We start from the raw sequence: 21,253 nt of genomic DNA, 5'->3' as shown, positions 1-21,253 counted from the left end.
GTGTTCCTTCTGGACGGCGTCATCGTCACGAGTGCCAGTGACCTGACAGAGGCGTCGAAGTGCGAGTTCGCGTTTCTGCGTGCGCTCGATGTGAAGCTCGGGCGGCTCGAGAAGACCGAAGAGATCGAAGACCCGATGTACGTGCGGTCGTCCCGGCTGGGCGACGAGCACGAGCACCACATCCTGGAGCGCTACCGCGAGCGATTCGGTGCGGGGGTGGCCGAGATCGAGCGGCCGGAGAAGCTCGACGCCGACAGTCTGGCCGCGGCGGTCGCGGCGACGGCGGACGCCTTCGCGCGCTCGTCGGAGGTGGTCTTCCAGGCGACCTTCTTCGACGGATCGTTCGTCGGCTTCGCCGACTTCATCGTGCGCCGCCCTGACGGCCGCTACCGGGTGCAGGATTCCAAGCTCGCCCGCAGCGCACGCGTCACCGCTCTGCTGCAGCTCGCCGCGTACGCAGGTCAGCTCCGGCGCATCGGCGTCGAGGTGGAGGACACGGTCGAGCTGCTGCTCGGCGACGGCTCGGTGAGCGAGCACAGGGTGTCCGAGATCGAGCCCGTCTACCGCAAGCGCCGTGCCAGGCTGCTCTGGATCATCGAGCAGCACCTCGCAGAAGAGGGACCCGTCGCGTGGGGCGACCCCCGATTCACCGTGTGCGGGCGCTGCGACACCTGCGACGCGGAGATCCAGGCGACCAGGGACGTGCTGCTGGTGGCGGGGATGCGGGTCACCCAGCGGGCCAGGCTGTTCGAGGCCGGTGTGTTCACGATCGACCAGCTCGCCGCGTCCACCGGGCCGATCGACGGCGTGCCGGACGGGACGCTCGACGGGCTGCGCGAGCAGGCGCGGCTGCAACGGGATGCGGTGGAGGGCGCGCCGCCGCCGATCCGAGTCTTCAACGCCCCTGTCCTCGCGGTGCTTCCGCATCCGGACTCCGGCGACATCTTCTTCGACTTCGAGGGCGACCCGCTCTACACAGAAGGCTCCGGGGAGCGCTGGAACCTCGACTACCTGTTCGGCCTCGTCGACAAGAATGCCGAGTTCACCGCGTTCTGGGCGCACGACTTCGCCGCCGAGCGGGTGGCGCTCGAAGCGTTCCTCTCGTATGTGCGCGACAGGCGCGAACGCTACCCGAACATGCACATCTATCACTACGCCGCCTACGAGCAGACGCACCTGCTGGCGCTCGCCGCCCGCCACGGGGTCGGCGAGGAGGAGGTGGACGCGCTGCTGCGCGACAGCGTGATGGTCGACCTCTATCCGCTGGTGCGCAAGGCGGTGCGGGTCGGCTCGCGGTCGTACTCGATCAAGAAGCTCGAACCGCTCTACATGGGAGACGAGCTGCGCGAGAGCGACGTGACGAACGGTGCGGACTCGATCACGCAGTACGCCAACGCGCGCGACCTCATCGCGGTCGGCCGCGACGACGAGGCGCGGCCGATTCTGGACGCGATCGGCGACTACAACCGCTACGACTGCGTCTCCACCCTGCGGCTCCGGGACTGGCTGATCGCGCGGGCGCAGGAGAACGGCGTGCCGATCGGGCAGGCGCCGGTCGACGATGTCGAGATCGTCCCGGAGGAGTCGCCGCTGCGCGCAGGACTGCTCGCGTTCGCCGGCGACCCTCTCGACCCGCATCGCACCCCGGACAGGGAGGCGATGGCGCTCGCCGCAGCGGCCATCGACTTCCACCGCCGGGAGCAGAAGAGCTTCTGGCAGTCGCACTTCGCCCGGCTCATCCAGCCGGTCGAGGAGTGGGCGGACAACAGGGATGTGCTGGTCGTGGAGGACGTGCGCGTGCTGCGCGACTGGTACCAGGACGACGGGCAGCGCGTCGAGCGCCGCGAGCTGCTGCTCAGCGGACGGTGGGGGCCGGGAAGCGCGATCCGCGTGAGCGAGCGGACGGGGCCGTTCCTGCTCTACGAGTACCCAGGGCCGTTCCGGCCCCCGCGCTCACAGCCGGGGGCGCGAGCGGCGCGATCGGTGGCGGTGATCGAGGCGACGGACGACGGCGCCGTGGTCGTGCGCGAGACCCTGCCGAGAGACGTGCCGCCGTACGACGACCTGCCGAGTGCCCTCACCCCTGCCGGGCCGCCGGATGCGCGTCGCCTGGCCGAGGCGATCCGCGAGTGGGGGAGCGAGCTGCTGGAGGCGCGGCGCGGCGGGGGCTGGCCGCGCGACGGCATGGTCGACCTCCTGCGCCGCACGCCTCCGCGCACGCGGTCGGGCTCGCTCGCGCTGGAAGGACCGGTGGACGGCAGCGGCCGCATCGACGCCGTCGTCGCCAGCCTCCTCGACCTCGATCGCTCATACCTCGCGGTGCAGGGGCCTCCGGGAACAGGTAAGTCCTACCTCGGCGCGCACGTCATCGCCGGTCTCGTGCAGCGGCACGGCTGGCGGATCGGCGTGGTGGCCCAGTCGCACGCCGTGGTGGAGAACCTGCTCGACAGGGTCGTCGCTGCCGGGTTGGATGCGCGGCTCGTCGGCAAGGTCCCCGGCGCCGACAGCGACCAGGCCGCGCACGCCTTCACCCCGCTCGAACACGACGGCCAGCTCCTGTTCGCCCTCGACAACGAGGCGAGCGGGTACGTGGTCGGCGGAACCGCGTGGGACTTCGCGAACGCCGCGCGCATCCCGCGCGACAGCCTGGATCTGCTCGTCGTGGACGAGGCGGGTCAGTTCTCGCTCGCGTCCACTATCGCAGCGGGGGTATCGGCTCGCAATCTGCTGCTGCTCGGCGACCCCCAGCAGCTCCCGCAGGTCAGCCAGGGGCGGCATCCGGAGCCCATCGACGGGTCGGCGCTCGGCTGGGTGAGCGACGGGCACGATGTGCTGCCGCCCGAGTTCGGGTACTTCCTCGCCGAGAGCAGGCGGATGCATCCCGCGCTGGCGAATGCGGTGTCCGCGCTGTCGTACGAGGGCAAGCTGCACGCGCACCCTGAGGCGGAGAAGCGCGCGCTGGACGGTGTGGCGGCCGGGGTGCATCCCGTCCCTGTCGAGCACGTCGGCAACTCCACCGAGTCGCCGGAGGAGGCGGCCGCGGTGGTCGCCATCGTGCTGGACGTGCTCGGACGTGCGTGGACCGATCCCAGCGACGGCCGCGCGCGCGACGCGCTGCGCGAGGAGGACGTGATCGTGGTCACGCCGTACAACGCGCAGCTCGCGGCCGTCCGTGCTGCCCTCGACGAGTCAGGACTCCCGCGCGTGCGGGTCGGGACGGTCGACAAATTCCAAGGGCAGGAGGCCGCGATCGCCATCGTCAGCCTCGCCGCGTCGTCGTCGGCCGACGTTCCGCGCGGCATGTCGTTCCTGCTGATGAAGAACCGACTCAACGTCGCCGTGTCGCGCGCGAAGTGGGCGGCGTACCTGGTGCACTCGCCGGAGCTCACCGAGTACCTGCCGAACACGCCGACAGGGCTCACCGAGCTGAGCGCCTTCATCCGCCTGGTCGAACAGGACGCCTGAGTCTCGTGAGGGCGCGGTGCTACGCTCGTGGCGTGTCACCGGAGGAACTGGAAACACTCACGCACCTGCGCAGGGCGCGCGACCTGATCGATCGCGAATACGCGCGGCCGCTCGACGTGCCGACGATCGCGAGCAAGGCGCTCATGTCGCCTGCGCACTTCTCCCGCCAGTTCCGCGCGGCGTACGGCGAAACCCCGTACAGCTACCTGATGACGCGCCGCATCGAACGCGCCATGGCGCTGCTCCGCGCCGGGATGAGCGTGACCGACGCGTGCATGACCGTCGGCTGTACCTCGCTCGGCTCGTTCAGCTCGAAGTTCAGCGAGATCGTCGGCATGAGCCCGACCGAGTACCGGGCGCGCGAACACAGGGCGGTCGAGGCGATGCCGTCGTGCGTCGCCAAGCAGCGCACCCGGCCGGTGCGGTCCACGTCCGCCTGACCGATCGCCCGCCGACCGCAGCCCGCTGCCCGCCGACCGCAGTCCGCCCATCCATCGCCGATCGAGCAGTTTTGGAGAAGTGCTGCCACGGCCGGATTCATACAGTGGTGACATGACCGTTTCACTGCAGTACTACCAGATCACCGTCAGCGACCCCGTGGAGTCGCTCAGCTTCTACCGTGACGCGCTCGGGCTCGACGTCGTGCGCGACGTCGAATCCGGCGGGCACCACTGGATCACCCTCGGCAGCGCCGACCAGCCGGGGCTCGAGATCGTGCTCTCCGACCCGTACGGCGGCCGCTCGCAGGCCGATGGCGACACCATCCTCGAACTCCTCACCAAAGGCGTGCTGCAGAACATCGTCTTCCGCACCGACGACATCGACGCCGCGTTCGAGCGGGTCCGCGCCTCGGGAGCCGAGGTGCTGCAGGAGCCGATCGACCAGCCGTGGGGACCCCGCGACTGCGCGTTCCGCGACCCGTCAGGCAACATGGTGCGCATCCAGACCGCACTGCAGCCCCAGAACGCGTAGACCGCACGCACGAGTCGTGCGAAAGGTGCGCTCGCCGCGGCGGGCACCGCACCTTTCGCACGACTCGTGCGCGTTGCCGCTGTGTCACATTTCGGAACACGGTTTGGGCATCCGGAGCGCAGCAGGCAGGCTCGGATAGCCGCCAACCGTTCGCCGGCACACCCCCACCCCTTCACAAGAGAGGCACAGCCATGTCCGAGGCCACCCCGCCCACCCCGTCCCTTCCGGAGAAGCCGAAGTCGAAGACCGGCTGGATCGTCGGAATCGGGATCGCGGTCATCGCGGTCATCGTCGCCGTCGTGCTCATCATCGTGAACGTGACCGCGCCCGCCTCGAACGGCGCAGAGAAGCGCGTCACTGTGAAGATCGGCACCACGGAGCAGGCTGCGCCGTACTGGACCATCCTCAATAAGGCGGCGGCGAAGGAGGGCATCGACATCCAGGTCGTCGGCTTCCGCGACTACACCCAGGCCAACCCTGCCCTCGCGGACAAGCAGATCGACCTGAACCTGTTCCAGCACCTGCAGTTCCTCGCGAACTACGACGTGAACGCCAACCAGAACCTGGTCCCGATCTCCTCCACGCAGGTTGTGCCGCTCCCGCTGTACTCGAAGAAGTACACCAAGCTGGACGAGATCCCGCAGGGCGCGAAGATCGCCATCCCGAACGACGCCACCAACCAGGCCCGCGCGCTCCTCGTGCTGCAGAAGGCCGGGCTGCTGAAGCTCGCCAACGGCGGCAACACGCTGGCGACCCCCGCCGACATCGTGGCGTCCGACTCGAAGGTCTCCGTCATCCCGGTGGATGCGGCCCAGACCGCCCCTGCGCTCGACTCGGCGGACGGCGCGATCATCAACAACAACTTCGCCCTCACCGCGGGAATCGACCCGAAGTCGGCGCTGTTCCAGGACGACCCGAAGAGCGACACCGCCGAGCCGTACATCAACGCGTTCGTCGCCCGCGCCGCCGACAAGGACAACAAGACCTACCTCAAGGTCGCAGAGCTCTACCACACCAAGCCGGTCACCGACGCGGTGCTGGCCGAGTCCAAGAACACCGCGGTGATCGTCGACCGTCCGCAGGCCGACCTGATCTCCATCCTGGACAAGCTGAAGACGACCATCAAGGCGGCGAAGTAGCGCGGATGAGTCCCATCATCGAGTTCCGCGACGTCTCGAAGGCGTTCCGCTCCGGCGACGCGACCATCACGGCGGTCGACGGGGTCAGCCTCGCGATCGAGCGCGGTGAGATCTTCGGCATCATCGGATACTCGGGGGCTGGGAAGAGCACGCTCGTCCGCCTCATCAACGCGCTCGAGCGGGCGACCTCCGGCAGCATCCTGATCGACGGCCAGGACATCACGCAGCTTCCAGAATCGAAGCTGCGTGCTGTCCGGGCCGGCATCGGGATGATCTTCCAGCAATTCAACCTGTTCCGCTCGCGCACCGTGTTCGGCAACGTCGCATACCCGCTCAAGGTGGCCGGCTGGCCGAAGGACAAGCGCTCGCAGCGCGTCGCAGAGCTGCTGGCGTTCGTCGGTCTCACCGACAAGGCCTGGGTCTACCCCGACCAGCTCTCCGGAGGGCAGAAGCAGCGCGTCGGCATCGCCCGTGCGCTCGCGACGAACCCGGCGATCCTGCTCGCCGACGAGTCGACGTCGGCGCTCGACCCGGAGACGACCGCGGATGTGCTGCGGCTCCTCAAGCGCGTCAACGACGAGCTCGGCGTCACCATCGTCGTCATCACGCACGAGATGGAGGTCGTGCGGTCGATCGCTGACCGCGTGGCCGTGCTCGACGCGGGCAGAGTCATCGAGACCGGCAGCGTGTTCGAGGTGTTCTCGTCGCCGCAGACCGGCACCGCGCAGCGCTTCGTCGGCACGGTCCTCAAGAACACGCCGGACGAGACGGAGGTGGAGCGCCTGCGCGGCAAGCACGCCGGGCGCATCGTCTCCGCGCGCATCCACGACGACGGCCGCCTCGGCGCGGTGCTGTCGGATGCGGTCGGCAGGCACAACGTGCGCTTCGAGATCGTCTACGGCGGCATCTCCGCGCTGCAGGGCCGCTCCTTCGGCAGCCTCACCCTCGAACTGATCGGCGACGATGCAGGGGTGGATGCGCTGATCGCAGACCTCCGCCAGGTCACCGAGGTCGAGGAGGTGGCGGCATGAACGACTGGAACACGCTCTGGCCGGTGTTCGTGCAGTCCATCGGGCAGACCCTGTGGATGGTCGTGGCGACCCTGGTACTCGGCGGCATCCTCGGGCTGGCGCTCGGCGTGCTGCTCTACACGACGAGGCGGGGCGGGCTGCTGGAGAACCGCGCGCTCTCGGCGGTGCTGAATGTGCTGGTCAACTTCATCCGCCCGATCCCGTTCATCATCTTCATGACCGCGGTCGCCCCGCTGACGCAGCTCGTGCTCGGCACGTTCCTCGGCACGCCGGCGGCGATCTTCCCCATGACGATCGCGGCGACGTTCGGCATCTCCCGCATCGTGGAGCAGAACCTGATCACGATCGACCCCGGCGTGATCGAGGCGGCCCGCGCGATGGGGTCGAGCCCGTGGCGGATCATCACCACCCTGCTCATCCCGGAGGCCCTCGGGCCGCTGATCCTGGGATACACGTTCGTGTTCGTGGCGATCGTGGACCTGTCGGCCATCGCGGGCAGCATCGGCGGCGGAGGGCTGGGCGACTTCGCGATCTCGTACGGGTATCAGCGCTACAACTGGGCGGTGACCTGGATCGCGGTGATCACGATCGTGATCCTGGTGCAGGCCGCCCAGTTCCTCGGCAACTGGCTGGCGCGGAAGGCGTTGCGCCGCTGACGCCGGCACTGTCGTGAGCGTGCGTCAGCCGACATAGCGGCCGACGGGACGCAGGCGCAGCGGCGGCTGCTCGTACTCGTCGATGGCGTGCACGACCCAGCCGATGCTGCGCGCCGTGGCGAAGACGACCTCGCCCGCATCGTCGGCCATGCCCGCCGCGAGCGAGAGCGCGCCGAGGGCCAGGTCGATGTTGGGGCGCAGGCCGGTGCGGCGGCGGACGATGGTGGCGACGTCGGCCGCAGCGTCGAGAGCGGCGGCGGTCGGTGGGGCGGCGGCGTGCGGCGCGCTGGCGGTGGGAAACGGCACAGCGGTGGATGCGGCCGCCGGCTCCCCGAGCCTCCCGAGCCTTCCGAGCCTCCCGAGCATCCCGAGCAGCGCCCGCGCCCGCGGATCGCCGTCCGGGTATAGCGCGTGGCCGAAGCCGGGCACGGGGCCGCGTCCGGCGACGACCGTGTCGGCCACGACGCGCTCGGCCGGTTCCCCGGCGACGACGCGGGCGAGCATCCGGTGGGCCGCTCTGCTGGCGTTGCCGTGCAGGGGCGAGTCGAGGGCGCCGAGTCCGGCCGTGACCACCGCGTACGGGTTGGCGCGGGCGGATGCGGCAGCGCGCGCCGCGAGCGTGGACACGGCGAGGTCGTGGTCGAGGAGGAGCACGAGCGCCGCGTTGAGGGCGGAGAGCGCGGTGGGCTCTGCGTCGGTCAGCGCTGCCCAGAGCCGGGCGGCCAGGGAAGGCGGCGGACCGGGCGGACGTGGCTGACTCCGTGCTGCTGTGTCCGAGGTGCTCCGCACCGGCAGAGCGTCCACCATCCCCGCCACCAGCCCCTCCGCCGCTCCCACCACGGCGGCGCGGTCGAGCGAATAGCGGAGCGGGTCAGCGGCCGCCAGGGCCGTCACGGCCACCTGCTGTCTGTCGCGCGTCGTCGCCGCCGCAGGCAGCGCGTCGCCCACCCGCCGCGCGGCGTCGAGCCCTGGCCCGGCAGCGAAGGCCGCGTCAGCATCCCAGTCGCCGGTCAGCGCCCAGTGGGCCACGGTCTCGAACGGTTCGCCGGTCAGCGAGGCGACGTTCCGTCCGCGATAGAACAGCTCGCCGTCCTCGATCAGCGCGAACGAGGTCTCGACCACCATCAGCGGGCGGCCGTCCGAGTGCCCGTGCGGGCCGGAGGTGGGTCGCCTGCGCCGGTCACCGGCGAAACGCTCCACCTCCAGGGGGTCGAACCTCGAGCCCTCCGGGGTGCGGATGCGGTCCAGCCTCCCGCGGGCCACATAGGCGTACAGCGTCTCGACCTTGACCCCGAGGCGCTCGGCCGTCTGCTCGGCGGTGAGCCGGGGGAGTGCCCTGGCCTCCGCATCCCGTGGGGCATCCTCTGGCACGACCCGCTGCACGGCCACCTCCACATTGACGTGATCAACGTTGACGCACGGAAGATCCATGCTCATGCTCATACTATGCAGAACGACCGGATGAACGACACCCTCATCGACGTGCCACGCGGCCTCACCAACGTGGTCGCAGCGGAGACGGCGCTCGGCGACGTGCGCGGTCACGAGGGCTTCTACCACTACCGCCAGTACTCGGCGGTCGAGCTGGCGAGCGAGCGGAGCTTCGAGGAGGCCTGGCATCTGCTGCTGTTCGGCACGCTGCCCGACGCGGCAGAGCTGGTCGCCTTCCGGGAGCGGATCGCGCTGGCCCGCGCCATCCCCGAAGAGGTCGCGGAGCTGCTCCCCGCCATCGCCCGTCTCACCGCAGACGCACCGGATGCGCTCGCCGGGGTGCGCATGGCGCTCGCGGCCGTCGCCGCCGCCGACCGCAGCCGCCCGCTCTACGACGAGGACGCGGACGCGAGGGTCGCCGACGCCATCCGGGTCAGCGCCGTCACCCCCGTGCTGCTCGCCGGCCTGCACGCGCTCGCCACCGGCCGCGTCCCGCTGCGCAGCCGGGACGACCTCGGGCACGTCGCGAACTACCTCTACCAGGTGACAGGCGAGGCTCCGGATGCGCGCAGCGAGCACGCGGTGAGCGCGTACATGACCGCGGCGATCGACCACGGCTTCAACGCGTCGACGTTCACGGCGCGGGTGATCGCCTCCACCGGCGCCGACCTCGCCGCCGCGGTGACGGGCGCACTCGGCTCGCTCTCCGGGCCACTGCACGGCGGCGCCCCGAGCAGAGCGCTGGACACGCTCGACGAGATCGCGACCCCTGACCGGATCGACGAGTGGGTGACGGCCACCGTGCTGCGTGGAGGCCGCATCATGGGCTTCGGGCACGCCGTGTATCGCACGGAGGACCCGCGGTCCAGGATGCTCCGCGGCATCGCGGAGGGGTTCGGCGGGGCGCGCGTGGAGTTCGCCGTGCAGGTGGAGCGCCGCGTGCAGGAGCTGCTGGCGGAGCTGAAGCCGGGCAGGGAGCTGCACACCAACGTCGAGTTCTACGCCGCGATCGTGATGGAGGCGTGCGGCATCCCTCGGTCGATGTTCACGCCGACGTTCGCCGCAGCGCGCGTGGTCGGCTGGACCGCCCACATCCTGGAGCAGGCGGCGGACGGCAAGATCGTGCGGCCGTCGTCGCGCTACGTCGGGCCGCCGGCACCGCAGCCGCTGCCGGCGCGCGTCCAGGGAGATCAGCCGGCGCGCGCCGCTGTCACGCCACCAGAGCGCCGATGAACGACACGGCGCCGAGCAGCGACAGGGTGCCGCGAGCCGTGTTCGCGCGGCTCCAGCGTCGTTCGAAGGCCGCGTAACCCGCTCCGTCCCTGTCGGCCGCCAACCGGTTGTTGAGCGGCACGTTGACCGCCGCCGTCACCAGGAATGCCGCGACGCCGAGCACGCCGCCGACGATCGCGAGCACCGCCTCCGTGGACGGAAGGCCGGGGAACGCGGCGAACACAGCGACCACCGAGGCGAGCGCTGAGCCGAGGAACACCACCATGAACGCCGAGCGCACCGCGAACACATTGATGCGGTTCATCGTGCCGGTGGCGTCCCTGGGATCGGCGCCGCGCAGAGCGGGCATCACCATCGTGGAGAAGCCGAGGTAGACACCGCCCGCTGCCGCGGTTGTGAGGGCGGCGATGCCGACGACGATCGCGAGGAAGGGGTCCGTCATGCCTTGAGGGTAGCGCGCGGAAGGTTCATCCTGGAGGGGAGGTGGTCGGGATGCGCGGAGCGGTCAGACAGGTCGAGTGGGTCGGCGACGACGACCCGGAGCGGCTGGAGGCGGCCACGATCACCATCGCGGGCGACCGGCTGGATGCGCTCGGCACGTCGCGCACAGCGGACTACGTCACGAGCTGGTCGCTCGAGACGGGACAGGGCTGGGTGACGAGCAGACTGGACGTCGCCGTGTTTGGCCGTGGTTTCACCCGCCGCCTGGCTCTGGCACGGGATGCGCGCGGCCGGTGGACGAGCGACGTCGCCCAGAACGGCACGCGCCGTTTCCACGACGAGGAGCTTCCCGACCCAGGCATCTCTTACGCGGATGCGGCGTCCGGCGCCCTCGACGGCGCTGACGACTGCGATCTCGCACTTTGCCCCGTCACGAACACCATGCCCATCCTGCGGCTCGGCGCCCACCAGCGCGCCGTGCAGGAGACCGCGTTCGTGATGGCGTGGGTGGCGCTGCCGTCGCTCGCGGTGGTCCGCAGCGAGCAGCTGTACAGCTCCGGTCCGTACGATCCAGAGGCCGGGCACGCTGTCGTCCGCTACAGCAGCGGGAGCAGGGACTTCACCGGCGACGTCACAGTGGATCAGGACGGCGTGGTCATCGACTACCCGCAGCTCGCCCGCCGCATCCGCACGCGGGGCTAGCCACGCGGCCAGAGCGAGAGCCCGACTGCTACGGCGTCGGCGCCAGTGCGTCGTACTTCCGGAACGCGCCCTGCACGCGCACCACCGTGGCGACCAGCACCATGATGATGAGGCCGCCGAGCAGGGGAGGGAACCACAGGGCACCGGTGAGCGCGAGCAGGCCGATGTACAGGTCGCCGAGGCGCGGGCCGCCGGTGACGACGACGGTGAAGACGCCCTGCAGCCTGCCGCGCATCGCATCGGGGGCGGACGCCTGCAGGATGGTCATGCGGAAGATCGAGCTGATGTTGTCCGCGGCGCCGGAGCCCGCCAGGAGCAGAGCGGCGATGATGAGGGCGGGCAGGTTCGCGTCTGCGAAGTTCTGACCGCTGCTGGCGAGGCCGGAGAACGCGATCACCGCCAGCACGATGCCGAACCCCAGGATGCATGCACCGTAGACGACGATCGCCCTCCCCACTGCCCGCCCCTGCCAGCGCACGTGGCCGAGCCGCCCGGAGAACACGCTCGACAGCAGGGTTCCGACCGCGCCGGCGGCCGTGAGGATGCCGACCGTCACCGGGCCGCCGCCGATCAGCAGGGCGCCGACGGCGGGGAACAGGGCGCGCGGCTGGCCGAAGGTCATCGCGATCAGGTCGAGCACGAATGTCATGGACAGGTTCGGCGCCGTCTTGAGGAATCGCAGCCCGTCGAGCACTCCGGCGAAGCCCGCCCGCTGCCGCTCGCCCTCCGGGACGATCTTCGGCAGCGTGAAGATGCCGAGGAACGCCGCCGTGAACAGCAGCACGTCGACCGTGTACGTCCAGCTGATGCCGACGCTCGCGACCAGGAGTCCGGCGAGAGCGGGGCCGATGGTCACCTGCACGCCGAAGCCGATGCCGCCGAGCGCGCTCGCCGCGGGCAGCAGCCTGGCGGGGAGCAATCGCGGCGTGATGGCCTGCCTGGTGCCTCCGATGACGATGGTGGCGACGGCGTTGATGGTGGTGAGGATGTAGAGCGGCCACACCACCTGGATGTCCAGCCAGGCGAAGGTGGCGATGCCGGCGGTCGACACCCACGCCACGATGGCGGTGACGAGGGCGACCAGGCGGCGGTCGAACGCATCCGCCAGCACGCCGCCGTAGAGGCCGAATACCACCATCGGCAGCAGCGCGAACAGCGCGACGGCCGAGACCGCGAGGGTCGAATGCGTGAGGTCGTAGATGTGCAGGCCGACGGCGACGACGGTCATCTGACCGCCGATGCCCGCGATCGAGCCGCCCAGCCAGAGCCTGGCGAACGCGGGAGATTCCCTCAGCGGGGTGAGGTCGACGAAGTGACGGCGACGCGCGAGCGTCGTATCGTCTGGCTCCTGTGGGTCGCGCGCGTCAGCGCCGTTCGATTCGGTGCGGGAGCCGGTCGGCTCGCCGCTCAGAACCGGGGCTTCTTGCTCAGTGCGACAGCTGCGGTGGAGAAGACGACGCCGGCGAGCATGATCGTGACCGTGACGCCCTGCAGCAGCGTCTGCCAGAACGGCTCGAACGGGGTGACGGACACCCAGAGCCAGAGCACGGCGCCGATGAGCGTGATGACGTAGCTGAACGTCTTGCTCGCGTACAGCGCGTTGAGCGACACGACGGTGCCGGCCACGAAGACCTGGAAGAGCGGGAGGAAGGCTCCTGGGTCGCCGCTCCAGGTGAAGACGAGGCTGATCACGAAGAAGACCGCGGAGACCAGCACGACGATGGTCGCGAGGAGCTTGCCGAGCGGACCGGGCAGAACGGCGCTCAGGCTGCGGACGAGGCTGCCGTGCTCGTCGTCGACATCGGCGGTGCGGGGTTCTTCAACGTGTGTGCTCACGTCCACGATCCTAGCGCCGCACCCCCGCCAGTCAGAAAAACGGCGCGGCTGTGGTGACCGCTCGAAAGAGGACGCGAGTGGCCGGGGATATGGTGAAGGCATGTGGCGAGTGCGGATGCGACAGGTGGACGAGAAGGTGGCCAGGCGCGTGAACGCGCGGCGGACGGGGCAGGGAGTCGACCGATTCTGGCGTCTGGTGTCCAGCACGGCCAACCACGGCAAGCTCTGGTTCGCCGCCGCCGCTGTGCTCATGCTGCTCGGCAAGCCGCGCGCTGCCGCACGAGGACTCGCGTCGCTCGGCGTCGCGAGCCTGGTGGCGAACCTGATCGGCAAGCGGCTCATCGGAGGGGAGCGGCCGGCGCTCACCTCCATCCCGATCAGCAGACGGCTGCAGCGCACGCCCACCTCGCCGTCGTTCCCGTCCGGCCACACGGCAAGCGCCGTCGCGTTCGCGACCGGCGCGGCCCTGGAGTCTCCGGCATCCGGAGCGGCGCTTGCGCCGTTGGCGGCCGGGGTCGCGTACTCGCGACTGCACACCGGGGCGCACTGGTTCTCGGATGTGGCGGGCGGAGCGGCCATCGGCGCCGGCGTCGCGCTCGCCCTCAAGGCCGCTGTGCCCGTGCCGAAGCCGTCCGCCCTGCTGAACGAGGCGCCGCCGACGGCGGAGACTATCGAGCTGCCGGCGCTCGTCGACGGCGACGGCGCGTTCATCGTGGTCAACCCCGGCTCCGGCCGCGGGCTGGGACGACCGGACCCGCGGCCCGTGATCGCGAAGCGCCTGCCGAAGGCCGTGGTGCACGAGCTGTCCAGTGGCGACGACTTCGCGCAGCTGGTGGATGATGCCCTCGCGTCCCCGCATCCGCCGCGCGTCATCGGCATCCACGGCGGCGACGGCTCCGTCGGCGCGATGGCCACCATCGCGCGCAAGCACGACCTGCCGCTGCTGGTCTTCCCTGGCGGCACCTTCAACCACTTCGCCAAAGCCGCGATGCTCGACAGTGTGGACGTCGCCATCGACGCCGCGCAGAAGGGCGAGGGGCGCGCTGTCGACGTCGCCGACCTGCGTTTCGCCACCGGTGACCCCATCACGGTGCTGAACACGGTGTCTGTCGGCATCTATCCGTCCTTCGTGGAGGAGAGGGAGAAGCACGAGAAGCGGCTGGGCAAGCCGATCGCCGCCCTGATCGCCGCCGTCCGCGTCCTGCGCGGCAGCAGCCCGCTCCGGGTCGAGATCGAGGGTGGCCGCCGCACGATCTGGTCGGTCTTCGTCGGCGTCGGCCGCTACTACCCCGTCACGGCGGCGCCGATCGAGCGGAGGAGGCTCGACGACGGCGTGCTGGACGTGCGCGTGCTCTTCGCCGGCGGCAAGCCAAAGACTCGCGGTGCGGTCGCTCTCGCGCTCGGCGGCCGCATGGATGCGCTGGCCGCCCGCCTGCCGTTCCTGCAGGGGCCTCCGGTGCTCGACGCGTTCACGGGGACAGGGCTCACGATCCGCTCGCGCGCCGACGACCCCGGATACGCCCACGACGGCGAGGCGTCGACGGAGACCCCTGGCGGCACGGACGACGACGGCGCCAAACGCCTGAACGTCACCCTGGTGCCCGGCGGCCTGCGCGTGTATTCGCCGGCGCAGCGCGGGAAGTGAGCTCGCTCACTCCACGTTGATGTCCGCGACCGCCTTGTCCAGCCGGAGCCCGCGCCACGACGGCTGACGCAACCGCTTGGTCGGCGTCCACTCGGCGAACTCCACCTCGCCGACCAGCTCTGGACGCACCCAGTGCGCATCCCTGGCGTCGGCGGAGGGGATGTCGGTGAGCGGGCTCGTCTTCCTGGGATGCGCGGCGAGCCGGGTGGCGAGGTCGTCGAGCATCGCGTCGGTGAACCCGGTGCCCACCTTGCCGACGTAGCGGAGGCCGTCGCCGTCCGGGATGCCGAGCAGCAGGGCGCCGACCCCGTTGGCGCGGCGGCCGTTGCCCGGGGTCCAGCCGGCGATCACGACCTCCTCCATCCGGTGGTGCTTGATCTTGATCCAGGTGCGCGAGCGCCGCCCTGTGGCGTACGTGCCGTCGCGCTGCTTGGCCATGACACCCTCCAGGTTCAGGTCCCTGCTCGCGTCGACGGCGTGGCGCAGGTCGCCGTCGAACGCCGGGGGCACCTGCACGGGGTCCTTCTTCGGCGGCCGGAGCACGTCCTCAAGAGTGGCGCGGCGCTCGTCGTATGTGTTCTTCCGCTGGTCGTGGCCGTCGAGTTCGAGGATGTCGAAGACCAGGTAGTGCACGGGCGCGCGCGAGACCGCCGCCTCCACGTCCCCCGGCCTGGTGAGGCCCATCCTGGTCTGCAGGAGACCGAAGTCGGGGCGTCCTGTCGGGTCGAGGGCGACGATCTCGCCGTCGAGGACGAGCTCGTGGCCGTCTGCGAGAGCGGTGAGCGTCGCCAGCTCCGGGTATGCGACGGTGACGTCGTTGCCGTTGCGCGTGCTCAGCCGCAGCGCGTCTCCGCGCACCTCCGCGATGGCGCGGATGCCGTCCCACTTCATCTCGAACGCCCACTCGTCCTCGTCGTGCACGTCCTTCTCCGAGCCGAGCGTGGCGAGCATGGGGGAGATGGGCTTTGCGGACAGCGTGGACGGTGCGACGCGTTCTGCCGATGTGGATGCGGTCGTGGCCTTCGCGGCGGCCCCCGCCTTCGGCTGCGACTTATGCTGCGTTTCCGGCTGCGCCTTCGCTTTCCCCTTCGCCGCGTCGTCCTTCATCAGGTGGATCAGCCAGTTCTGCTCCGCCTTGCCTTCGCCGCCGGTGTGGATGAGGGCGAACCTCCTGTCCCCGCCGAGCCCGCCGCCCTTCGTGCCGCGCAGGGTGACGATCACCTCGTCGTCCCGCCACTTCTCCAGGTCGTAGTCGCCCGCATCCCAGATCGTCACGTGCCCTGCTCCGTACTCGCCGTGCGGGATGTCGCCCTCGAACGCCCCGTATTCGAGCGGGTGGTCCTCGACGTGCACGGCGAGATGGTTCTGGCCGGGGTCGGTCGGAGGACCCTTCGGCAGCGCCCAGCTCACCAGGACGCCGTCGTGCTCGAGCCGGAAGTCCCAGTGCAGCCGCCTGGCGTGATGCTCCTGGATCACGAACGTGCGTCCGCTGGTCGAGTGCTCCAGCTTGTCCGGCACGGGCTCCGGCGTCTTGGCGGCGTCGCGCTTGCTGCGGTAGACGGTGAGCCGGTCCTCAGCGGCGCCGTGCACCTCTTCGTCGAGGTGGCCGGCGGAGAGGTCGGAGAGCGGGTCGCCCCTGCGCTTCACCCGCGCGAGCACCTCGGTGTAGTCGAGCTGCGCCAGGTCTTTCCGCGCCAGTTCGCGCCAGGTGCGGGGGGCCGCGACCATCGGGTGGAACCGACCGCGCAGCGAGTACGGAGCGATCGTGGTCTTGGCGCCGTTGTTCTGACTCCAGTCCACGAGCACCTTGCCGACGCGCAGCGCCTTCTTCATGTCGCTCACGACCAGGTCGGGGTGGTCTGCCTCCAGCACGCGGGCGAGCTCGTGGGCCACGGCGGACACCTGATCGCTGGTCTGACTGCCGTCGAGCGCCGCATACAGGTGGATGCCCTTCGACCCGCTGGTCACCGGCATCGGGTCGAGTCCCATGTCGATGAGGATTCTGCGGGCGAGCACGGCGACCTCCGCGCAGTCGGCGAGCGTCACGCCATCGCCGGGGTCGAGGTCGAGCACCAGTCTGTCCGGGTTCTTCTGCGTCCCGTTCCTCGACACCCGCCACTGCGGAACGTGGATCTCCAGTGCGGCGATCTGCGCCAGCCAGATCAGGGTGGCCCTGTCGTTGACCAGCGGGTAGTCGTTGCTGTGGCTCTTGTGCTTGATCGTGCGCCGCTTCACCCAGCTCGGCGTCGACGAGGCGTCGAGGTTCTTCTGGAAGAACACTTCGCCCGGTTCGTCCGGCGTGCCGACGCCGTGCACCCACCGTTTGCGCGTCGCGATGCGATCCCGGATGTGGGGGAGCATGACCTCTGCGATGGCGTTGTAGTAGCCGATCACGTCGGCCTTGGTCGTGCCGGTTTCCGGGTATAGCACCTTGTCCAGGTTCGTCAGCTTCAGCCGGTGGCCGTCGAGCTCGACGACTTCGGTGTCCGTGGAGGCCATGGCCAGATCGTACGCCGAACCCCTAGCCTGAACAGATGACCATTGTGATCGAAAATCTTCCTCCCCTCGCCTGGAGCAACGGGACCGGAGCGGCGGAGCAGCCGGCGCCAGGGCGCCTGGTCCTGACCGCAGCGGCGGGAACCGACTGGACCAACGATGCGTTCGGCGGCGAGCAGCAGCACGCGGCGACCTCGCTCGGCTTCGTGCCCACCGAGGATTTCAGCCTCAGCGCCCGCGTGCGCGTGGTCGGCGAGCGCAGCACGTTCGACGCCGGCGTGCTCGCGATCTGGGGCGACAGGGACCACTGGGCCAAGCTCTGCTTCGAGTTCTCTCCGCATGGACAGGCGATGGTCGTCTCCGTCGTGACGAACCAGTACTCCGACGACTGCAACTCCACCGTCGTGACCGACGACCACGTGTTCCTCCGCGTGACACGGTCCGGCAGGGGATGGGCGTTCCATTCCTCCGCGGACGGCCGCGCCTGGGACTTCGTCCGGGTCTTCCGGCTCGACTGGGCCGGGCAGGTGAACGTCGGCTTCATGGCGCAGGCGCCGCTCGGCGACACCTGCGTGGCCGAATTCGACGCGATCGGCTACAGCACGAGCATCCCCGCCGACTTCCGAAACGGCGAGTAAACCTCGATCACTGGTTGAAAATCCGCGCATCCACGGTCACGATGGGCTCATGAGGGCCATATGGACGGGTGCGATCACTTTCGGGCTGGTCAACGTACCAGTGAAGGTATACAGCGCGACGGAGGATCACGACGTGGCGCTGCACCAGGTGCACGACGCTGACGGTGGGCGCATCCGGTACCAGCGGCGGTGCGAGATCGACGGCAAGATCATCCCGTACGAGCACATCGCCAAGGCGTACGACGACGGGGAGCGCACGGTGGTGCTCACCCCGGAGGACCTGGCTTCCCTGCCTGCCGAGCGCAGCAGGGAGATCGACGTGGTCGAGTTCGTGCCGAACGACCAGCTCGACCCGCTGATGTTCGACCGCAGCTACTACCTGGAGCCCGACTCGAAGTCGTTGAAGGCGTACGCGCTGCTGCGGCGCACCCTGGAGGACTCCGAGCGCACGGCCATCGTCAACTTCGCCCTTCGCCAGAAGACCAGGCTCGGCGCCCTCCGGGTGCGCGGCGACGTGCTCGTGCTGCAGACACTGCTCTGGAACGATGAGGTGCGGGAGGCGAGCTTCCCGTCCCTGGCGGACACCCCGCGGATCACCCAGCGAGAGCTCGACCTCTCCTCCGCGCTGATGGAGAGCTTCGCCGGCGACTTCCAGCCGGAGAAGTTCAGCGACGAGTACCAGGACGAGCTGCGCAAGCTGATCGACGCGAAACTCGAACAGGGCGACACCATCGACACGGCGGAGACCTTCGGAGAGCAGGAGGAGAAGGCGAAGGGCGGCGGAGAGGTGATCGACCTGATGGAGGCGCTGCAGCGCAGCGTCGAGCGCAGCCGCGGCTCGGGAGGCAGGAGCAGTGCGAAGGAGGACGCAGACGACGAGAAGCCCGCAGCGAGGAAGTCGGGCGCGAAGTCGGCGAAGTCCGGCACTTCGAAGTCCGGCACCGCGAAGTCCGGCACCGCGAAGTCGGCCGCCAAGAAGCCCGCGGCGAAGACCGCGGCGAAGAAGCCGGCGTGACCCGGCTTCGCCGCAGCGACCCGTCCGGACCCGGCTACCGCAGGATCAGCACGAAGAAGGCGCCGAGCTATCAGGATGAGGCAGGCAACCCGATCGTCGACGAACGGGAGCTGGAGCGCATCCGGTCGCTGGTGATCCCTCCGGCCTGGCAGGACGTGTGGATCTCGCCGGACGCCCGAGGGCACATCCAGGCGGTCGGCATCGACCAGGCCGGACGCAAGCAGTACCTGTACCACGAGTCGTGGCGGCTGCATCAGGACCGCCTCAAATTCGAGAGGGCGGCGCAGCTGGCCGAGACGCTGCCGGCGGCCCGCAGGCGCGTCACGATGGACCTGCGGGAGGAGGGCTTCGGCCGCGACCGCATCCTGGCAGCAGCACTCCGGATCATCGACCTCGGCTCACTCAGGATCGGCAGCGAGGAATACCTGCACGCCAACGGCAGCAGAGGCCTCACCACGCTGCTCTGCCGTCACGTGGCCATCGACGGCGACGATGTCACCCTGACCTTCCCTGCGAAGAGCGCGCAGAAGTGGACGAGCACCGTCACCGATCCGGATGTGGCGTCCCTGCTGTCCGAGATCGTCGCGGCGCGCGGGCAGCGCTCCCGGCTGCTGTCCTGGAAGGACGGCACCTGGCACACGATCCGGCCGGCGTCGCTCAACGAGTACATCCGCCGCCAGACCCGTGGTGAGTTCACCGCGAAGGACTTCCGCACCCTGCACGGCACGATCACCGCGGCAGCGGCGCTCGCCGACCTTGGCACGGGAGGCACGGAGCGCGAGCGCACGAAACGGGTCACCGCCGCGGTCGCCGCCGCAGCGGACGCGCTCGGGAACACCCCGGCCATCGCCCGCAACAGCTACATCGACCCGCGCATCTTCGACCGCTACCGGCAGGGCGAGGTCATCGACCTGCACGGCGGTCGAGCGCCAGAGCCCGCGCTGCTGGAACTGCTGGGGTAGTCGCGACTCCGGTCCTCACTTCCCTGCCGGCGCATCCTCCGCAGAAAGGCCCTCGCTCGACAGCGGTGCCGCGATCTCCTCGAGGGACTTGCCCTCCGCATCCACGCCGAGGAAGAGCTCGACCAGGCCGGCGGCGATCATCAGCCCGGCGCCGATGTAATAGCCGATGGCGACCGCGTGGATGCCGCTCTCGATCAGGTTTCCGAACAGGATCGGCCCGATGATGCCGCCCAGGCCGGTGCCGATCGCGTAGAAGAACGCGATCGCCATGGCGCGCGTCTCCATCGGGAAGATCTCGGAGACCGTCAGGTATGCGCTGCTCGCGCCGGCGGAGGCGAAGAAGAACACGATCATCCAGCACGCGGTGAGCCAGAACGCATCCAGGATCTTGGCGTCGAACATCACCGCTGTGCCGACCAGCAGCACACCGCTGCCGACGTAGGAGAGGGTGATCATGAAGCGCCGTCCGACCGAGTCGAACAGGTGGCCGAGCAGAGCAGGGCCGAGGAAGTTGCCGATCGCGATCGGAACGAGCGCCCACGGAGCGAGATCGTCCGGAACGCCGAGGAGCTTGGTCAGCACCAGCGAGTACGTGAAGAACACCGCGTTGTAGAGGAACGCCTGGCCGGTGAACAGCGACAGGCCGAGGACGAAACGCTTCGGATAGCGGGTCACGGCGACGCGGGCGATCTCGCCGAAGCCGGTCGAGCGCCGCTGCTTGATGCGGATCGCCTTGTCGGCCGGGACAGCGTCGAGCTGCTTCCCCGTGTCCTTCTCGACGTCCTCCTCGATCTCGCCGACGAGCTTCTCCGCCGCCTCGTCCCTGCCGTGGATGAACATCCAGCGCGGGGACTCAGGCACGTTGCGCCGGACGAGCAGGATGACGAGACCGAGCACGGCGCCGAGGCCGAACGCGATGCGCCAGCCGATGTCGGCGGCGAAGATGTCCGTGTTGAGCAGGAAGACCGTGAGCACGGCGCCGAAGGCGGTCCCGAGCCAGTACGAGCCGTTGATCGCCAGGTCGACCAGACCGCGGCGGCGGGCGGGGATCAGCTCGTCGATGGCCGAGTTGATGGCGGCGTACTCCCCGCCGATGCCAGCTCCGGTGAAGAACCGGAAGAGGAAGAACATCCAGGGGGCGAACGAGAACGCGGTGAGGACGGTCGCCACCAGGTAGAGGCCGAGCGTGACGATGAACAGCTTCTTGCGACCGAAGCGGTCGGTGAGATATCCGAAGACGAGGGAGCCTACGCACGCGCCGGTCACGTAGATCGCGGCGGCGAGACCGACGTCGGCGGTGGACAGCCCGAGGCCGCTGGACGGCTCGGTGAGCCTGCTGCCGATCGCACCGACGATGGTGACTTCGAGCCCGTCGAGGATCCACACCGTGCCGAGGCCGATGACAACGAGCCAGTGGAATTTCGACCAAGGGAGTCTGTCCATCCTGGCGGGAATGGTCGTTTCGATCGTCTTCAGCGACGGTGCCTGGGAATTCGATGTGTGCGCACTCACGGAGCGCACGGTACGTCGCAGACCCCGATCCCAGCAGGGGCTTGACAGAACAGGATGCCGGTGGAGAAGTTCGACGCGC

Annotated in this window: 18 protein-coding genes; 12 read left to right on the top strand and 6 right to left on the bottom strand. The window is 69.6% G+C overall.

Annotated elements, in window-relative coordinates:
* The 6 genes from ACIRCZ_RS05965 (at position 1) to ACIRCZ_RS05940 (ending at position 7,263) form a co-directional block, all read left to right on the top strand.
* On the top strand, positions 1-3,465 hold the full coding sequence (locus ACIRCZ_RS05965) for a TM0106 family RecB-like putative nuclease (protein ID WP_402850631.1): 3,465 nt from the start codon (positions 1-3) through the stop codon (positions 3,463-3,465).
* A 32-nt stretch (positions 3,466-3,497) separates the two neighbouring features.
* Positions 3,498-3,905 carry a helix-turn-helix transcriptional regulator gene (locus tag ACIRCZ_RS05960; RefSeq protein ID WP_402850628.1) on the top strand — a complete coding sequence of 136 codons (408 nt, stop codon included), beginning with the start codon at positions 3,498-3,500 and terminating at the stop codon, positions 3,903-3,905.
* Between the two features lie 112 nt (positions 3,906-4,017).
* The gene (locus ACIRCZ_RS05955; protein WP_055895836.1) at positions 4,018-4,437 is read left to right on the top strand and encodes a VOC family protein; all 420 of its coding nucleotides are present in this window, start codon (positions 4,018-4,020) and stop codon (positions 4,435-4,437) included.
* Positions 4,438-4,628: 191 nt separating this feature from the next.
* A complete protein-coding gene (locus tag ACIRCZ_RS05950; RefSeq protein WP_402850625.1) occupies positions 4,629-5,576 on the top strand; it encodes a MetQ/NlpA family ABC transporter substrate-binding protein in 948 nt (315 codons plus the stop codon).
* A gap of 5 nt (positions 5,577-5,581) precedes the next feature.
* Positions 5,582-6,607: a methionine ABC transporter ATP-binding protein gene (locus tag ACIRCZ_RS05945; RefSeq protein WP_055895841.1), complete on the top strand. Its 1,026-nt coding sequence runs from the start codon at positions 5,582-5,584 to the stop codon at positions 6,605-6,607.
* Entirely contained in the window at positions 6,604-7,263 is a 660-nt protein-coding gene (locus tag ACIRCZ_RS05940) for a methionine ABC transporter permease (RefSeq protein WP_402850621.1), read from the top strand. Before ACIRCZ_RS05945 ends, ACIRCZ_RS05940 begins: the two co-directional genes overlap by 4 nt.
* Before the next feature lie 24 nt (positions 7,264-7,287).
* Here the strand turns inward: ACIRCZ_RS05940 and ACIRCZ_RS05935 are convergent, their stop codons facing one another.
* Positions 7,288-8,700, bottom strand: coding sequence for a citrate synthase (locus ACIRCZ_RS05935; RefSeq protein WP_402850618.1), 1,413 nt, complete (start codon positions 8,698-8,700; stop codon positions 7,288-7,290).
* A gap of 24 nt (positions 8,701-8,724) precedes the next feature.
* Here ACIRCZ_RS05935 and ACIRCZ_RS05930 point away from each other — a divergent pair, with 24 nt between their 5' ends.
* Complete coding sequence (locus tag ACIRCZ_RS05930; RefSeq protein WP_402850615.1) at positions 8,725-9,927, top strand: citrate/2-methylcitrate synthase; 1,203 nt, start codon at positions 8,725-8,727, stop codon at positions 9,925-9,927.
* On the opposite strand, the gene ACIRCZ_RS05925 is transcribed toward ACIRCZ_RS05930, so the two are convergent.
* Entirely contained in the window at positions 9,905-10,369 is a 465-nt protein-coding gene (locus ACIRCZ_RS05925; protein WP_402850612.1) for a DUF1772 domain-containing protein, read from the bottom strand. The genes ACIRCZ_RS05930 and ACIRCZ_RS05925 overlap by 23 nt on opposite strands.
* 50 nt (positions 10,370-10,419) lie before the next feature.
* Here ACIRCZ_RS05925 and ACIRCZ_RS05920 point away from each other — a divergent pair, with 50 nt between their 5' ends.
* Positions 10,420-11,070 carry a putative glycolipid-binding domain-containing protein gene (locus ACIRCZ_RS05920; protein ID WP_055896590.1) on the top strand — a complete coding sequence of 217 codons (651 nt, stop codon included), beginning with the start codon at positions 10,420-10,422 and terminating at the stop codon, positions 11,068-11,070.
* A gap of 28 nt (positions 11,071-11,098) precedes the next feature.
* On the opposite strand, the gene ACIRCZ_RS05915 is transcribed toward ACIRCZ_RS05920, so the two are convergent.
* Together ACIRCZ_RS05915 and ACIRCZ_RS05910 are read right to left on the bottom strand one after the other, a co-directional pair.
* On the bottom strand, positions 11,099-12,364 hold the full coding sequence (locus ACIRCZ_RS05915) for an MFS transporter (RefSeq protein ID WP_402851669.1): 1,266 nt from the start codon (positions 12,362-12,364) through the stop codon (positions 11,099-11,101).
* Positions 12,365-12,477: 113 nt separating this feature from the next.
* A complete protein-coding gene (locus tag ACIRCZ_RS05910; RefSeq protein WP_055896593.1) occupies positions 12,478-12,906 on the bottom strand; it encodes a hypothetical protein in 429 nt (142 codons plus the stop codon).
* Positions 12,907-13,006: 100 nt separating this feature from the next.
* On the opposite strand from ACIRCZ_RS05910, the gene ACIRCZ_RS05905 reads away from it, so the two are divergent.
* Positions 13,007-14,551 (top strand): bifunctional phosphatase PAP2/diacylglycerol kinase family protein, encoded by a 1,545-nt coding sequence (locus ACIRCZ_RS05905; RefSeq protein ID WP_235500497.1) that lies wholly within the window; start codon positions 13,007-13,009, stop codon positions 14,549-14,551.
* 6 nt (positions 14,552-14,557) lie between these two features.
* On the opposite strand, the gene ACIRCZ_RS05900 is transcribed toward ACIRCZ_RS05905, so the two are convergent.
* Positions 14,558-17,050, bottom strand: coding sequence for an ATP-dependent DNA ligase (locus tag ACIRCZ_RS05900; RefSeq protein ID WP_402850607.1), 2,493 nt, complete (start codon positions 17,048-17,050; stop codon positions 14,558-14,560).
* Between the two features lie 35 nt (positions 17,051-17,085).
* On the opposite strand from ACIRCZ_RS05900, the gene ACIRCZ_RS05895 reads away from it, so the two are divergent.
* From ACIRCZ_RS05895 to ACIRCZ_RS05885, 3 genes are read left to right on the top strand one after another with little or no spacing between them, the layout of a single operon-like run.
* On the top strand, positions 17,086-17,685 hold the full coding sequence (locus ACIRCZ_RS05895) for a DUF1349 domain-containing protein (RefSeq protein WP_402850604.1): 600 nt from the start codon (positions 17,086-17,088) through the stop codon (positions 17,683-17,685).
* Between the two features lie 49 nt (positions 17,686-17,734).
* Positions 17,735-18,700, top strand: a complete 966-nt coding sequence (locus ACIRCZ_RS05890) for a Ku protein (protein ID WP_402850602.1) — start codon at positions 17,735-17,737, stop codon at positions 18,698-18,700.
* Positions 18,697-19,662, top strand: coding sequence for a DNA topoisomerase IB (locus tag ACIRCZ_RS05885; protein WP_055895865.1), 966 nt, complete (start codon positions 18,697-18,699; stop codon positions 19,660-19,662). The genes ACIRCZ_RS05890 and ACIRCZ_RS05885 overlap by 4 nt, the downstream gene beginning before the upstream one ends.
* A 15-nt stretch (positions 19,663-19,677) precedes the next feature.
* Here ACIRCZ_RS05885 and ACIRCZ_RS05880 read toward each other — a convergent pair whose 3' ends face one another.
* Positions 19,678-21,105, bottom strand: coding sequence for an MFS transporter (locus ACIRCZ_RS05880; RefSeq protein ID WP_055895868.1), 1,428 nt, complete (start codon positions 21,103-21,105; stop codon positions 19,678-19,680).
* Positions 21,106-21,253: the final 148 nt, after the last annotated feature.

Origin of the sequence: Leifsonia sp. NPDC102414 (assembly GCF_044765685.1) — a bacterium.
Lineage (GTDB): Bacteria > Actinomycetota > Actinomycetes > Actinomycetales > Microbacteriaceae > Leifsonia.
The sequence above is the reverse complement of the archived record's forward strand: the minus strand, read 5'-3'. Positions and strand labels throughout refer to the sequence as shown.